This is a genomic window from Azospirillum doebereinerae (assembly GCF_003989665.1).
Taxonomy (GTDB): domain Bacteria; phylum Pseudomonadota; class Alphaproteobacteria; order Azospirillales; family Azospirillaceae; genus Azospirillum; species Azospirillum doebereinerae.
Window position 1 is genome coordinate 86998 of the sequence record NZ_RZIJ01000004.1, and the last position, 14906, is coordinate 101903.

The following is a 14906-nucleotide window of genomic DNA, read 5'->3' on the forward strand; positions in this document are numbered from 1 at the left end:
GGGCAGCGTTCCACAAAGGCCACGCTCGTCCGGGAAATCGCCATGATTGCCCCGGTTTTGCCGCTTGTCGTTTGAATTAGTACCAATGGGGTGGTATTGCACCGACACCTTATGAGCGGTCCTGCGGATAGTGGCTGGGCCAGCAGATGGGACACAACATGTTGCGTATTCCCGCGTCGGCCGCCCCGTTGACCCACCGCCGGCCCGGCCGTGCGGCGCTGCGACGCTCGGTTGCGGCGACGGTGCTGGGAGTTCTGCTCGCCCTGCCCGCGCTGTCGCCGGACGCCACGGCCCAGACGCGGGGCCCAGACAAGAAACCAGTCCAGACCCAGACGGCGGCGAAGCCTTTCCCGCCGCCAGCCGAGAAGCCCGGTGCCAAGGCGGCCGGGCCGGCCCTGCAACTCGGCCTGTTCCCGCGCGAGAGCGACGCGTGGCTGGCCTGGGAGACGCTGCAACGCCGCCAGCCGGAGTTGACCAAGGGGCTGAACGCGGCCGTCTCGCGGCTCGACGGCAAGACCGAAGCCGGCGGCATGGTCCTGCGCGCGACGCTCGCCGAGGGGATTGACGCCCAGCGCCTGTGCCGTCGCATCGTCGGCGCCGGCTTCGGCTGCCTGATCATCGACACGCCACCCGCCACCACCGCCAAGGGTGACCCGGCCAAGCGCGAGACCGCCGCCCCGGCAGCCGCCGCAGCGGCGGTTCCGACGGCTCCTCCGGTGGCCCCCGCTCCAGCCGCCCCGGTCACCGTCGCGGCGGCGCCGCCGAGCGCGCCCGTGGCTCCGGTGGCGCAGACGGCGGTGACGGCCCCCGCCCCCGTCGCGGCGATGTCGGCCGTGTCGGCGCTGGCCCCCATCGGGTCGGCCGCCGCCGCGCCGGCCGTGCCGCCGCCGCTGTCCGCCGCCAACGCGGTGGCGCCGGTCGACGGCTTGGTGATCTACACCGAGGAGGACGCCCGCACGATGGCGGACATCGAGCAGCACAGCCGCCGCAAGGGCCGCCTGCGCTCGGTGATGCCCAACGCGCGGCTCGACGTGATGCCGGCGACGCTGAAGCTGGAGAACTGGAACCTCTGCGCCCTGACCTTCGACGACGGTCCCCACCGCACCGTGACCCGGCAGGTGCTGGACGTCCTGAACAAGGAGGGCGTGCGGGCGACCTATTTCCCGGTCGGCAAGATCGCCCAGAACTACGGCGACCTGATCCGCGACTTCGTCGCTGGCGGCCACGAGATCGGCAACCACAGCCTGACCCATTCCGATCTGCGCGCCATGGACGCCGAGGGGCAGCGCTACGAGATCGCCGAGACCAACCGCATCCTGCGGAGCTTCGGCGCCAACCCGGTGCTGTTCCGACCGCCCTACGGCCGTTACTCCAACGAGATGCTGAACGTCGCCCGCGAGGAGCGGATGGGTTCGGTGCTGTGGACGGTGGACACGCGCGACTGGAAGGTCCGCGACGCCGACAAGATCGTCCAGCACATCAAGACGGCCGGCGGCACCGGCAACGTCTTCCTGATGCACTCCACCTACCCGACGACGGCGCTGGCCCTGCCCCGCGTGATCGCCGAGTTGCGCGCCAAGGGCTGCGAGTTCGTCACCCTGTCGGAATGGCTGGAGCGCCTGCAGACGCTGGCCCTGCCCAAGATCGTCAACGCCGGCATGCCGACGCCGTCCCCCATGCCCGTCTCCGCGACGGCAAATCTAACCGCCGTTGTTCCGGCCTCCGTCACGCGGAACTGACCGCGCGGCGGGCTTATTTTCCGGCCTGCTGCGCGCGCAGTTGGGCGTATTTGCGGATCACGCCGTCCACCTCGGTCGGCAGGATGGTCCAGGTGCCGACCAGCTTGGACCCGGCGGTGTCGGCCACGGTGATGGTCGCGGTGAAGGTGAACTTCCCGGCAGGATCGTCCACCCGCACGGTCACGCGGGCGTTCTGCCCGGCGATCAACGACCCGTCGAAGCTTTTGGTGACGAAGCCCTTGGTGGTGAGGGAAGCCAGCGGAAAGCTGCGGCCGTCGAACTCGACAATGCTGACCGGCATGCGCTGCGCGGGCTTGGACGGCTTCTTTTCGGGCACCGCGACCTTGAGAAAATCGAAAAGGCCCATTCATCCGCTCCAACGCTGCGCCATCGCCACGGCGCGACGCCGCAGGTTCGCGGATTAAACCCGCAAGCCGCCATGGGGAGCAACCGAAACCGGCCAAGCAATCGAATCAGCCGGGCAACCCAAACCGGCTCAGCCCAGGCGACGACGCTCCGGCGCCGGCCAGTCGGCGGACCACGCCCGCTGCGCGCGGCGCGCCCACAGCACGGTGAAGGGAAGCAGCGTGACCAGAACCGCCGCCATCCCGACCAGCACCGACACGGCGCCCAGCGCATCGGCCACCGGCAGAAGCAGCGCCAGCTCCGTCAGCAGATGAAGAATCAAGGCCGTCGCCACCGTCGCCGCCAGCGCGGGCGCGACGAAGGAAGCGACTCGGCGTCGTTCGCCCACCGGCCGGGCCCGCATCCAGCGATTGCGGCCCGGCACGCCCACCATGCCGGCGACGTCCTGCATCGGCACCTCCATCAGGGCACCTCCGGCACGGCGGGGTCGCGGCACCGGAAAAAGCAGGGTGAACTATAGGCCCGTTTTGCGGATTGAACTAAAATCCAAACTGTTTAATCCATTGGGCGCAATCTCGCGCCAAAGGGCCTGCCACCATAGGCATACCGCAGTGCGGCGAGACTCTCTCCACAGACTCTGTGGATAAGTGTGTTGAAAAGACCGTGGTATGTCCGATTCGCCACAGGGGATTCAAGGGTCAGGGGGTGTTTGCCTGTTTTCTAGGCAAACATATTAAGCCATTGATCTGCATGGAAAAACCACCTTTAGCCCTGCCCCGGCCACCCCAGACGTGTCAATCGGATTCTGGACCACACCCCACAATGTGAAGATTCAGAGTCACACTGTGCCCTGTTGACAACTGTGGACGGAAGGCATTCCACCAACGGCCCAGTTTTTCCGGACCGTCGGCGGAAGGCTATGACGTTCGAATTGCCCCCTTCGTTTACGTCGGTTCGGTCTTCACCCAGCAGCGCAGAACCTCCGCCACGCTCCAAGCCTGCGAGATGCAGCCGCGCGGCTGGAACGGCGCCTCGGCGTCGAAGATCTCGCTGATGGTGCCGATGCCGGCCTCGTCCAGATGGGGCAGGAAGCCTTCCAGGAAGCCGCGCGCGCCCGCCTTGTCCTCCGGGTGCAGCTTCAGCCACGCGTCCACGAAGGGGCCGATCAGCCAGCCCCAGACGGTGCCCTGGTGATAGGCGGCGTCGCGGGCGCGCAGGTCGCCGAAATACTTGGCCTTGTAGTCCCGGCAGCCGGGCGCCAGGGAGCGCAGGCCGAGCGGCGTCAGCAGCCGGCTCCGCACCGTCTCCACTACCGGGTCCCAGCGCTCGCGGTCGAGCACCGGGTTGTCGAGCGACACCGCGAAGATCTGGTTGGGGCGGCAGGCCACGTCGTTGCCGTGCTCGCCGTCCACCACGTCGAACAAATGGCCGGCGGACGCGCACCAGAAGCGCTCGTTGAAGGACACCCGCGCCTGCTCCGCCATGCGGTCGAGCGGCTGCGCCTCGTCCTCGCGGCCCTCCTCGCGCAGCCAGCCGGCCATCAGGCGCAGGGCGTTGTACCACAGCGCGTTGATCTCCACCGCCTTGCCCCGGCGGGGCGTGACCACCCAGTCGTCGACCTTGGCGTCCATCCAGGTCAGCTGGTAGCCCTCCTGCCCCTGGCGCAGCAGCCCGTCCTTGGAATCGACGCCGATGCCGAAGCGGGTGCCGCGCCGGTGGTGCTCGATCACGTCCAGCAGCTTCGGGATCAGCAGCCGCAGCGTGTCGCGGTCGCCGGTGGCGCGCAGGTAGCGGTTCAGCGCGTGGAAGAACCACAGCGTCGCGTCGGCGGTGTGGTAAAGGCCCCGGTCCTTGCCGTCGGGGAACATGTTGGGGATCAGCCCGTCGCGGATGTAATGGGCGAAGGTGCGCAGGATCCAGCCGGCCTCGCTCTGGCGGCCGGTGGACAGCGTCAGCCCCTCCAGCGCGATCATGGTGTCGCGGCCCCAGTCGGTGAACCAGTGATAGCCGGCGATCACCGTGCGCACCTCATCGCCCTCGGCGCGCGCGCGCATCTGGTCGGCGACGCGGCCGGCGGGCACGAACAGGAAGCTGTCGGCCGACAGCACCAGCTCCGCCATCGGGCCGTGGCGCAGGGCCGGGTGGGCGTTGGCGGCGATGCGGCGGCGCCGCTCCGCCTCGAAGCCCAACACGTCGGACGGCGGCAGCGCCTCCAGCCGCCACCACTCCTCGGTCGCGGCGGCGAAGGTGATGCTCTGGCCGGCGGCGATCTCGCCGCTGAAATAGCCTGGCGTCCACAGCGACCCGTGCGAGGTGTAGCCGCGCTCGGCCTCGACGCTGTAGAACACCTCGCGCCGGATGCCGCCGTCCAGCGTCATCGGAAAATCGGCACCCTCGATGATCATGCGCAGCACCGGCAGGTCGGGACCGGCCGAGACCTCGTAGCGCTGCCCGGCGGCGGTCACCCGGTAGTCGCGGGCCAGCGGGTGGTCCACCGCCGATTCCAACGCGCGGAAGGCCAGCACCGGGCGCAGGCGGAGCTGCACCGGCTTTTCCGCCTCGATCACCCGGTAGGTGACGTGGACGATGTTCTGGCCGTGCGGCAGGACGATCTGCTTCTCGATCACCGCCCCGTCGGCGCGGAAGCGCCAGACCGGCAGCCCTTCCTCCATGCGGAATTCCAGCAGGGTGGCCGGCTTCTCCACGGCGCGCGGGTCGGGGCCGGGGTCGTGGCCGCTCAGCCAGTATTCGGAGCCGTCGGCCTCGACCACGATCTCGCTGAGCTGGCTCAGCATCAGCACGCGGCCGAGCGGCGCCGGGAGGGCGGCGACCAGCAGCCCGTGGTAGCGGCGCGTCACCGCCCCCGACACGGCGCCGGAGGCGTAGCCCCCCAGCCCGTTGGCGACCAGCCACTCGCGGGTCTGCGCGGCCTCGGGACCGGCGGTCAGGACGTCGCGCGACAGGGTACGAACGAAATCAGCCATGATGCTCCCGCTTCGTTGTGGCGAGTTCAGGGGGTGGGGGTAGCCTGCACGACCGGCACCAGAACGAGAGCGGCGTGGCCCGGCAGACGCCAGGACCGATCCTCGCCCTCCAGCGGCGCCGCGCCGCAGCCGCCGTAATCCGGCGCCTCGCTGGACCACAGCAGCGACCAGCGCTTCCCCAACGGCGGCGCCAGCAGCGGCTCGGCCAGGACCCGGAGAATCAGGTCGCGACCGAGATTGACCAGCAACAGCCGGTCGCCCGCATCCTCACGGTCTTCGCTGCCCCCGAAGAAACGCAGGACGAAGGCCTCCTCCCCCAGAACCGCGCCGTCCAGCCCGCCGGGACGCTGGGCGGCGAAGGCCGGATCCTCCCGGCGCAGGCGCAGGAGGTCGCGGTGCAAGGCCCAGGTCTCGGCGTGGGCGGCGCGTTCGCCATGGTCGATCTTGGAGCGGCGGAAGCTCTCCTCGGCGGCGGGCGGCGCCAGCCGGGCCTGCATCTCCGGGCTGGACAGGCTGGGGAACTGGGTCAGGAACTCGGCGCGGCCCTTGGCGACCAAGGCGGCCAGCTCGGGCGTGTGGTCGGCGAAGTAAAGGAAGGGCGCGCTGGCAGCGAACTCCTGGCCCTGGAACAGCATCGGCGTGCCGGGGCCGAGCAGCGTCAGCGCGGTCATCGCCCGCAGCCGCCCCGGCGAGGTCAGCGCGTGCAGGCGCAGGCCCCGGCCGGAGTTGGCGATCTGGTCGTGGTTCTGCAGGAAGGTGACGAAGGCCGGGCGCGGCACCCCGAAGGCCGGCATGCCCCGGTCCTGCTTCTGCCAGCCGTACCATTGGCCCTGGAAGAGGAAGCCGTGCTTCATCGCCGAGACGAACTCCTGCGGCGTGCCCCGGTAGTCGCTGTAATAGGCCTCGCTCCGCCCGGTCAGGGCGACCATGGCCGAGTGATGGAAGTCGTCGTTCCACAGCGCGTCCAGCCCGCAGCCGCCGTCCTCCACCGGCCGGACCAGGGAGGCGTGCTGCGGCTCGTTCTCCCCCACCAGCAGGGTGGCGCGGCGGCCGGCGGCCCTGCGCACGGCGCGGGAGATCTCGGCCATGATGTTCGGGGTGCCGCTGTCGAAGATCTGCTGCGTGGCGTCGAGCCGCAGACCGTCGAGGCGGTACTCGTCGATCCAATAGGCCGCGTTGGCGATGAAGTACTCGCGCACCGGCCCGGAATCGGGGCCGTCGAAGTTGATCGCCTCGCCCCATTCGTTCTTGTAGCGGTCGGAGAAATAGCCCTCGGCGAAGCATTTCAGGTAATTGCCGTCCGGCCCGAAGTGGTTGTAGACGACGTCCAGGATCACCGCGAGGCCCAGCCCGTGCGCCGCGTCGACGAAGCGCCGCATCGCGTCCGGATCGCCGTAGAGCCGCGTCGGCGCGAAGAGGTTGACCCCGTCGTAGCCCCAGCCGAAGCGGCCGGGAAACTCGGACACCGGCATCAGCTCCAGCACCGTCACGCCCAGCTCGGCCAGCGCCGGCAGCTCGCGCAAGGCGGCGTCCCAGGTGCCTTCGGGCGTGAAGGTGCCGATGTGCATCTCGTAGACGACCTGACCGGCGATGGAGCGGCCGGACCAATCGCCGTCGGTCCAGGCGAAGCCCGCCGGATCGACCAGTTGCGAGGGGCCATGCGGCCCGTCCGGCTGGAAGCGCGAGGCCGGGTCGGGGTAGAGCGTGTCCTTGCCGTCCAGGCGGAAGCGGTACAGCCCGCCCACCGGCAATCCTGGAACCGGGCCGGCGAAATATCCGTCGCTTTCGGGATTCAGGGCGACGGCGCTTTCCTCCTCCCCGCCCTTCCCTTCCACGACCAGATCGACGCGCCTGGCCTTGGGCGCCCAGACGCGGGCGTGGACGGTACCACCGGGCAGAATTTCCACGCCGATGGGCCGGCGACGGATCGCCGGCCCCGATGTGGCGGAAGTCTCTCGAACGGGCGACGCGACGGGGGAGCGATCCACGGGGGCTTGACCTTCGTTGGGGGGTGCCCGCCGATGGGAGAACGGCGCGTCACCGGTTCCCCACAACAGGCGCCAACCGCCGAAGGTCTCGCTTGTCCCGGAATCTCCTTATGATATCCGTCCGGTAGGCCAATCGGCCCGGTCAGGCGGCTCGGATGCGCGCGACGAAGCCGTCCAGTTCGCTGGTCAGGCGCTCGGCGTCGCGGCTCAGGCTGTCGGCGGCGGTCAGCACGTCGGACGAGGCGGCGCCGGCGTCCTCCGCCGCGCGGCTCACCCCGGTGATGTTGTTCGCCACCTCCTGGGTGCCCTGGGCGGCCTGCTGGACGTTGCGGCCGATCTCGCGGGTCGCGCCGGCCTGCTGCTCGACCGCCGTGGCGATCATGTTGGCGATGCCGTTGACCCGCACGATGGTCTGGCCGATGCCCCGGATCGCGCCCACCGCCCCGCCGGTCGCGGTCTGGATGCCCGACACCTGGGTGGCGATCTCCTCCGTCGCCTTGGCGGTCTGGCTGGCCAGCGCCTTGACCTCGTTGGCGACCACGGCGAAGCCCTTGCCGGCCTCGCCGGCGCGGGCGGCCTCGATGGTGGCGTTCAGCGCCAGCAGGTTGGTCTGGGCGGCGATGTTCTGGATCAGGCTGACCACGTCGCCGATGCGCTGGGCGGCGGCGGCCAGCCCCTCCACCGTGCTGTTGGTCTGCTCGACCTCGTGGACCGCGTCCTGCGAGATGCGCGAGGATTCCGACACCTGACGACTGATCTCGGTGATCGAGCAGCCCATCTGCTCCGAGGCGGCGGCGACCGTCTGCACGCTGGCCGAGGCCTGCTCGGTCGCGCTGGCGACGGCGGAGGATTGCCGGGCGGTCTCCTCGGCGGTCGCCGACAGCGATTCCGCGTTGGCCTGGAGCTGCGTCGCCGCCGCCGAGACGGTCTCGGCGATGCCCTTGATGCTCGCCTCGAACTCGTCGGCCAGCGTCTTCATCATATGGCGGCGTTCGATCTCGTTGCGGCGGGCGGTCTCGGCGGCGTCGGCCTCGAGCTGGCGGTTGCGCTCCAGGTTCTCCTTGAAAACGGTCATCGCGCCGGCGATGGCGCCGACCTCGTCCCCGCGCCCGGCGCCGTAGACCGCCACCGAGGACTCGCCCGACACCAGACGGCGCAGGCAGTCGACCGAGGCGGCCATCGGCTTGGCGATGGTGAAGCGGGCGATCGACCAGCCGGCCAGCCCGCCCCCCAGCACCCCCAGCCCCGCGACCATCAGCATCAGCCGGTAGGTGTCCTCGGCGGTGCGGTGGGCGGCGGCGGTCACCTCGTCGCTGAAGCTGTCGGCCTTGTCGGTGTAGGCGCGCATCACCTTCACCAGCTCGTTGGCGAGCAGCCGGCTGCGCATCACCGCGTCGCGGATCGTCTTTTGGGCGTCGTTGTTCTCGGCCTGGGCGCCGAGTTGGCGGCTGACCCGCAGCGATTCCTCCAGCGCCGGGACATAGGCGTTGTAGGCGGTCTCCAGCGCCGCGATCTGCTGCATCTGGCCGGCGTCGGCGGTGGTCTTCAGCGTCGCCACGCGCTCGGCGATCTGCTTGCGCTGGTCGTCGATGACCTTCTGCACGTCGGCCACCTGCTCGGGCGAGGGATCGAGGGCGAGGCGGAACTCGTTGCGGCTGATCGACAGGATGTTCTGGCTGAGGCGGGCGCCGAGCACGGCCTCGCTTCCCGCCACGTTGATCTCCTCGGCGGCGTTGCCGAGCCGGTCGACGCCGCCCAGCCCGACCGCGCTGACCAGCGCGATCACCGCCGTGAAGACACCGATAAGAAGATAAAGCTTCTGCGCAATAGACCAGTTGGTGATCGCCATGGAGGTCCTCCGCTGCATTCCAGCGTATGCAGTCGCATTCGGCCGAATTGTTCGGTTCTTCGGCCGGCCACGACAAGAATGGGTGGTGATGATTCGATCATTACCGCCAATTCTTTCGAAAGGATTACCCTCTTGCGTTGCGGCGTCCGAAAATTACGAGGGCCGGCAAGAAAAAATACCGCGAAAATGGAGATTGTTTCGGAGCATCCCTCCATTTTCCACGGCAAATCAGATCGTTAGAACAACCAATGGGACTCTATGACGCAGCCATTAGGGGAAACCCTATCGGGGCTGCACGCTCACACACCCGCTCAGAACCGCTCGCCGAAGCTGTGGGCCGCCGCGTCGATCACCAGCGGGTGCGCCCTCAGCGCCTCGAGCGCCGCCTCGGCGCGGTCGTCGTTGACCTCCAGCGTCACGAACACGTCGGTGCGGTCGCCGTGCTCGGCGTCGCGCTCCTCGCGGGCGGTCTGGGCGACGGCGCCGAAGCGGTCGCGCAAGGTTCCGACGATCTCGGCTTCGACGCCCTGGCCCTTCTCGGCGGGATAGGCGTAGATCAGATCCATGGTTTCCCCTCCGTCACGCGTGCGGCGCGAAGACCACCCGCAGGCAATCGTCCGCCTTGTCCTTGAACATCCGGTAACCCTTCGGCCCGTCGTCGAGCGACCAGCGATGGGTCATCAGGTAGGACGGGTCCAGCTCCCCCTTCACGATGTGCCCGAACAGGCGCTCGGCGTAGCGCTGGCCGTTCTGCTGGCCCATGCGGAAGGTCAGGCCCTTGTTCATCGCCGCGCCCATCGGGAACTTGTCGATGACGCCGCCGTAGACGCCGACGATCGACAGGGTACCGCCCTTGCGGCAGGCCTCGATCATCTGGCGCAGCACCGCCGGACGGTCGCTTTGCAGGCCGACCACCTGTTTGGCGCGGTCGTAGAGGTCCTCCAGCGCGTTGGCCCCGCTGTCGGCCTCCATCCCCACCGCGTCGATGCAAACGTCGGGGCCGCGTCCGCCAGTCATCGACTGGAGCGCGTCGAACACGTCCACACGGGTGTAGTCCAGCGGCTCGGCCCCCGCCTTCATCTGGGCGGCGCGCAGCCGGTCGGGGAAGCGGTCGATGCCGATGACCCGCTCGGCGCCCAGCAGATAGGCGCTGCGCATCGCCATCTGGCCGACACCGCCGCAACCCCACACCGCCACCACGTCGCCCGGCTTGATGCCCGCCATGTCGGCGGCCATGTAGCCGGTCGGCACCGCGTCGGACACGAAGACCGCCTGCTCGTCGGTGATCCCTTCCGGCACGCGGAAGCCGTTGAAGTCGGCGTAGGGGACGCGGACGTACTCCGCGTGGCTGCCGGCGTAGCCGCCGAAGGCGTGGCTGTAGCCGAAGATGCCCGCCCCGCAATGGCCGTAGGCGGCGCGCGCGGCCTCCGGCTTGGGGTTGGAGTTGTCGCACAGCGAGGAGTCGCCGTGCTGGCAATGCCCGCAATGGCCGCAGCCGATGATCGACACGGTGACGATGCGGTCGCCCCGGTTGAGGTAGCGGACCTCCGGCCCCTTCTCCACGATTTCGCCGAGGAACTCGTGGCCGATGATGTCGCCCGGCTGCATGGTCGGCACGTAGCCGCCCAGCAGGTGCAGGTCGGAGCCGCAGACCGACGACAGCGACACCTTGACGATCACGTCGTGCGGGTTGACCAGCACCGGGTCCGGCACGCGCTCCACCCGCAGGTCGTTGGTGCCGTTCCAGCAGAGCGCCCTCATTCCACCCCCCCGAGGCGGGAGGCCGGGTTGAGGCCGAGCCCCCGGTTGCCGTGCGGCTGGCGGTCCAGGGTGGAGAGCTCGCCGGTCTCGATGCGCTGCTTCAGCCGCAGCAGGGCGTCGTGGGCTTGGCGTTCGGGCGTCAGGCCCAGCAGGCGGGCGACCTCGGCCGGCGGGTGGCGGTGGACCAGGGTCAGACGCACCTCGGTGCCGCGGTCGCCGGGGGCGGGCTTGAGCATCAGCGAGGCGCGGTGCGGCAGCGGGGTCTCGCCCGCGGTGTGCCACGTCAGCAGTTCGTTCTCGTCGACGCGGTCGAGTGCCACGCGCCAGCGCACCGGCTCGCCGTCCGTGCCCTTGGCGATCCACTGGCTCTCGGTCGCCGACAGCACGTCGACCCGGTCGAGCCACGGCATCAGCTTGGGCAGGTTCGCGAAGTTGCGCCAGAACCGGTAGACCTCCTCCGCCGGGGCGGCGATGGTAACGACGCTCTGGGTGCGCTCGGGCGTGCGGTGCGGGCGACGCCGGGGCAGGATCCCGGCCGGAAGCACTACGGTCGGCAAGGCCAGGGGTCCGCCGGTCGCCCCGGCCAGGAACAACCCGGCCCCGACCGCGCCCAGCGCGATGCCGCCCCAACCGCCGCGCCGCGCGCCGAGCAGCCCCAACGCCGTGCCGCCCAGCATCGCGGCCCAGCGCCCCGCCATCCCGGCGCGGCCGGATGCGCGCAACGCCGGCCCAACGGCCGCTCGATGCGACGCGGACAGACTGTTCGACGCCATGCCATTCTCCCTCTGTCAGCCTTCAATCCCTGCGGATGAAGAACAACAGCCGGGCTGCGGCTTCGTTTCCCCGATTTCGCGGCGGCACCCCCGACGAAGCCGCCGAAACCGCATGGCTGATCGACCGGCGGCGGGACGGTCCGCCGGTGCAACGGCGGCCGGTTGCGGTGCAATATCGTCCGCATCCCCCGCCAGCCAGCCCCCGGAGCCCGCCGCCCATGCTTGGAACCTTGACCATTCTGCTGCTCTGCCAGTTGGCGGGGGAGCTGATCGCCCGCGTGGCGCATCTGCCGGTGCCGGGGCCGGTGCTGGGCATGCTGATCCTGTTCGCCGGGCTGATGCTGCGCGGCGGCGTGCCGAACGCGGTGCAGGAGACGGCGGGCGGCATCCTGCGCCACTTGTCGCTGCTGTTCATCCCGGCCGGCGTCGGCGTCATGGCCCACATGGAGCGCCTGGGTGCCGAGGCCCTGCCCATCGTCGTCGCCCTGTTCGGCAGCACGCTGTTCGGCGTCGCCGTGACCGCGAAGGTGATGGCGGCGCTGGTGCGGCCCACCCCCGATGCCGAGACGAGCGCGACGGAGGACCGGCCGTGAACGGCGACCTCTACGAAATCTGGGTCTACATGTCGGCCAGCCCGCTGGCCGGGCTGACCGTCACGCTGGTCGCCTATCAGGCGGGGCTGTGGGTGTTCGAGCGGTTCGGCCGGCGCCCGGTGCTGAACCCGGTGCTGATCGCCGTTCTGCTGCTGGCGCTGGCGTTGAGCGTCTCGGGGATCGACTACCGCACCTATTTCGCGGGCGCGCAGTTCGTGCATTTTCTGCTGGGACCGGCGACGGTCGCGCTGGCGGTGCCGCTCTACAACCAGTTCCGCGAGGTCCGCCGCTCCGCCCTGGCGATGGCGGTGGCGCTGCTGGTGGGGTCGGCCGCCTCGGCGCTGAGCGCGGTGGCGCTGGCCTGGGCCTTCGGGGGGTCGAAGGCGACGCTGCTGTCGATGGCGCCGAAATCGGTCACCTCCCCCATCGCCATGGGCGTGGCCGAGCAGATCGGCGGCCTGCCCTCGCTGACCGCCGTCTTCGTCATCCTGACCGGGATCATCGCCGCCACCTTCGGCACCTGGGTGCTGAACCTCGTGCGGGTGAAGGACTGGCGGGCGCGCGGCTTCGGCATGGGGGTGGCGGCGCACGGCATCGGCACCGCCCGCGCGCTCCAGGTCAACGAAGTGGCCGGCGCCTTCGCGGGGCTCGGCATGGGGCTGAACGGGCTGGCGACGGCGCTGCTGCTGCCGACGCTGTATCACCTTTTCTGGTGACGCTCTTTTCCGGCAATGATTGGCGAAGCCCGCAATCCGGCGCTTGACAGCGATGCCGCACCTGCGCACAGTGCGCGCCATGACCTGCATCGACCGCACGACCGCTCTTCTTCTTACCTGCCCGGCGCTCTGAAGCGTCCGGGTAAGCGCGTTCGTCCTCCTGCCGTCACTGGTCGAAGTTCTTCCATATCATGAGCGATCCCCGCACCCGCTCCGCCCGGCCGAGGCCGGGGCTGCGACTTAGCAGCGGTCGTTGAGCCACACCCGGCGGCTCGACGGCCGTACGCCTCGCCGGCCCCAACCTTTTCCGCCGAAGACGCCCCGTCCGATCCGCACCCCAGGACACAATGATCCGGGCACCGCGATCCGGGGCACACAGGAGCCAGACGCCATCATGACCGCCACCACCGCCTTCGCCGCTCCCAAGACCAAGTCCGCCGACAAGTACACCCCCTTCGCGCCCGTGCCGCTGACCGACCGCCAATGGCCGTCGCGCGTGCTGGACAAGGCGCCGGTGTGGTGCTCGGTCGACCTGCGCGACGGCAACCAGGCGCTGATCGAGCCGATGGGGCCGGACCGCAAGCGCGCCATGTTCGACACGCTGCTGCGCATGGGCTTCAAGGAGATCGAGGTCGGCTTCCCGGCCGCCTCGCAGACCGATTTCGACTTCTGCCGCGAGATCATCGACGGCGGCAAGATCCCCGACGGCGTCACCATCCAGGTGCTGACCCAGGCGCGCGAGGAGCTGATCCGCCGCACCTTCGAGGGCATCAAGGGCGCCAAGCGCGCCATCGTCCACCTGTACAACTCAACCTCCGAGTTGCAGCGCCGCGTCGTCTTCGGCATGGACCGCCAGGGCATCGTCGACATCGCCGTCCAGGGCGCCAAGCTGATCAAGCAACTGGCCGACGAGACGCCGGAGACCGAGATCGTCCTGCAATACTCGCCGGAAAGCTTCACCGGCACCGAGCTGGACTTCGCCGTCGAGATCTGCGAGGCGGTGATGGCGGTCTGGCAGCCGACGCCCGAGCGCAGGATCATCCTGAACCTGCCCTCGACGGTCGAGATGTCGATGCCGAACGTCCACGCCGACCAGATCGAATGGTTCTGCAAGACGATGAAGAACCGGGAGAGCGCCATCATCTCGCTGCACCCGCACAACGACCGCGGCACCGGCGTCGCGGCGGCCGAGCTGGGCCTGCTGGCCGGCGCCGACCGCGTCGAGGGCACGCTGTTCGGCAACGGCGAGCGCACCGGCAACGTCGACGTGGTCACCCTGGCGCTGAACATGTTCACCCAGGGCGTCGATCCGGGCTTGGCCATCGACGACATCAACGAGATCGTCCGCGTCTCGGAATACTGCACGCAGCTGCCGGTCCACCCGCGCCACCCCTACGCCGGCGAGCTGGTGTTCACCGCCTTCTCCGGCTCGCACCAGGACGCGATCAACAAGGGGCTGAAGGCGCTGACCAAGTCCAACACCGGCAAGTGGGAGGTCCCCTACCTGCCCATCGACCCGCAGGATCTGGGCCGCAGCTACGAGGCGGTGATCCGCATCAACAGCCAGTCGGGCAAGGGCGGCATCGCCTACGTGCTGGAGAAGGACTATGGGCTGCAGATCCCGCGCCGTCTGCAGATCGAGTTCTCCAAGATCGTCCAGCGCGTCGCCGACGAGACCGGCAAGGAGCTGTCGCCGACCAACATCCACGCCGCCTTCAAGGCCGAGTACCTGGACGCCGAGACCCCGCTGGCCCTGATCGAGCATTCGACCGAGCCGCGCGGCCCCAACTCCGGCCCGCGCGTGCTGAACGCGGTGGTGGAGCGCGACGGCAAGGTCTCGACCATCAAGGGCTCGGGCAAGGGGCCGATCGACGCCTTCGTGGACGCGTTGCGCCAGGGCTGCGGGCTGGACCTGCACGTGCTGGACTACCGCGAGCACGCCATCGGCGAGGGCGAGGACGCCCAGGCCTGCGCCTATGTCGAGGTCAAGACCGGCGACGACCGCACCCTGTTCGGCGTCGGCATCGACGCCGACATCGTGACGGCGAGCCTGCGCGCGCTGGTCAGCGCGGCGAACCGGGCGGTGCGGTAAGTCCGGCAGCGGTTGCCCCCACGCCCCGCCCCGCCTATAAGACCC

At 69.6% G+C, this 14906-nt stretch carries 12 protein-coding genes; 4 read left to right on the top strand and 8 right to left on the bottom strand.

Annotation, left to right across the window (positions count from 1 at the left end):
* Positions 1-158 precede the first annotated feature (158 nt).
* On the top strand, positions 159-1739 hold the full coding sequence (locus EJ913_RS06880; RefSeq protein WP_126996137.1) for a polysaccharide deacetylase family protein: 1581 nt from the start codon (positions 159-161) through the stop codon (positions 1737-1739).
* Positions 1740-1752: 13 nt separating this feature from the next.
* Here the strand turns inward: EJ913_RS06880 and EJ913_RS06885 are convergent, their stop codons facing one another.
* The 8 genes from EJ913_RS06885 to EJ913_RS06920 form a co-directional block, all read right to left on the bottom strand.
* The gene (locus EJ913_RS06885) at positions 1753-2106 is read right to left on the bottom strand and encodes a hypothetical protein (RefSeq protein WP_126996139.1); all 354 of its coding nucleotides are present in this window, start codon (positions 2104-2106) and stop codon (positions 1753-1755) included.
* A 129-nt stretch (positions 2107-2235) separates the two neighbouring features.
* Entirely contained in the window at positions 2236-2568 is a 333-nt protein-coding gene (locus EJ913_RS06890; RefSeq protein ID WP_126996141.1) for a hypothetical protein, read from the bottom strand.
* 481 nt (positions 2569-3049) lie between these two features.
* A complete protein-coding gene (locus tag EJ913_RS06895) occupies positions 3050-5089 on the bottom strand; it encodes an amylo-alpha-1,6-glucosidase (RefSeq protein WP_126996143.1) in 2040 nt (679 codons plus the stop codon).
* A gap of 26 nt (positions 5090-5115) precedes the next feature.
* Complete coding sequence (gene treZ / locus EJ913_RS06900) at positions 5116-6996, bottom strand: malto-oligosyltrehalose trehalohydrolase (protein ID WP_126996145.1); 1881 nt, start codon at positions 6994-6996, stop codon at positions 5116-5118.
* A gap of 223 nt (positions 6997-7219) precedes the next feature.
* Positions 7220-8926 carry a methyl-accepting chemotaxis protein gene (locus tag EJ913_RS06905; RefSeq protein ID WP_126996147.1) on the bottom strand — a complete coding sequence of 569 codons (1707 nt, stop codon included), beginning with the start codon at positions 8924-8926 and terminating at the stop codon, positions 7220-7222.
* A 311-nt stretch (positions 8927-9237) separates the two neighbouring features.
* Positions 9238-9492, bottom strand: coding sequence for a hypothetical protein (locus EJ913_RS06910; RefSeq protein WP_126996149.1), 255 nt, complete (start codon positions 9490-9492; stop codon positions 9238-9240).
* A 13-nt stretch (positions 9493-9505) separates the two neighbouring features.
* Entirely contained in the window at positions 9506-10687 is a 1182-nt protein-coding gene (locus EJ913_RS06915) for a zinc-dependent alcohol dehydrogenase (protein WP_126996151.1), read from the bottom strand.
* The gene (locus tag EJ913_RS06920; protein ID WP_126996153.1) at positions 10684-11460 is read right to left on the bottom strand and encodes an SRPBCC family protein; all 777 of its coding nucleotides are present in this window, start codon (positions 11458-11460) and stop codon (positions 10684-10686) included. The genes EJ913_RS06915 and EJ913_RS06920 overlap by 4 nt, the downstream gene beginning before the upstream one ends.
* Before the next feature lie 218 nt (positions 11461-11678).
* Between EJ913_RS06920 and EJ913_RS06925 the strand changes: the two genes are divergently transcribed.
* From EJ913_RS06925 to leuA, 3 genes are all read left to right on the top strand, one after another.
* On the top strand, positions 11679-12053 hold the full coding sequence (locus EJ913_RS06925) for a CidA/LrgA family protein (protein ID WP_126996155.1): 375 nt from the start codon (positions 11679-11681) through the stop codon (positions 12051-12053).
* Entirely contained in the window at positions 12050-12769 is a 720-nt protein-coding gene (locus tag EJ913_RS06930) for an LrgB family protein (protein WP_126996157.1), read from the top strand. Before EJ913_RS06925 ends, EJ913_RS06930 begins: the two co-directional genes overlap by 4 nt.
* Positions 12770-13163: 394 nt before the next feature.
* Positions 13164-14861 (top strand): 2-isopropylmalate synthase, encoded by a 1698-nt coding sequence (gene leuA / locus EJ913_RS06935; RefSeq protein ID WP_126996159.1) that lies wholly within the window; start codon positions 13164-13166, stop codon positions 14859-14861.
* Positions 14862-14906 lie beyond the last annotated feature (45 nt).

Coding starts and splice junctions, on each gene's coding strand:
- EJ913_RS06920 (WP_126996153.1), bottom strand. CDS start 11,460: ATGGCGTCGAACAGTCTGTCCGCGTCGCATCGAGCGGCCGTTGGGCCG.
- EJ913_RS06895 (WP_126996143.1), bottom strand. CDS start 5,089: ATGGCTGATTTCGTTCGTACCCTGTCGCGCGACGTCCTGACCGCCGGT.
- EJ913_RS06890 (WP_126996141.1), bottom strand. CDS start 2,568: ATGGAGGTGCCGATGCAGGACGTCGCCGGCATGGTGGGCGTGCCGGGC.
- EJ913_RS06910 (WP_126996149.1), bottom strand. CDS start 9,492: ATGGATCTGATCTACGCCTATCCCGCCGAGAAGGGCCAGGGCGTCGAA.
- EJ913_RS06905 (WP_126996147.1), bottom strand. CDS start 8,926: ATGGCGATCACCAACTGGTCTATTGCGCAGAAGCTTTATCTTCTTATC.
- leuA (WP_126996159.1), top strand. CDS start 13,164: ATGACCGCCACCACCGCCTTCGCCGCTCCCAAGACCAAGTCCGCCGAC.
- EJ913_RS06925 (WP_126996155.1), top strand. CDS start 11,679: ATGCTTGGAACCTTGACCATTCTGCTGCTCTGCCAGTTGGCGGGGGAG.
- EJ913_RS06880 (WP_126996137.1), top strand. CDS start 159: ATGTTGCGTATTCCCGCGTCGGCCGCCCCGTTGACCCACCGCCGGCCC.
- EJ913_RS06885 (WP_126996139.1), bottom strand. CDS start 2,106: ATGGGCCTTTTCGATTTTCTCAAGGTCGCGGTGCCCGAAAAGAAGCCG.
- EJ913_RS06915 (WP_126996151.1), bottom strand. CDS start 10,687: ATGAGGGCGCTCTGCTGGAACGGCACCAACGACCTGCGGGTGGAGCGC.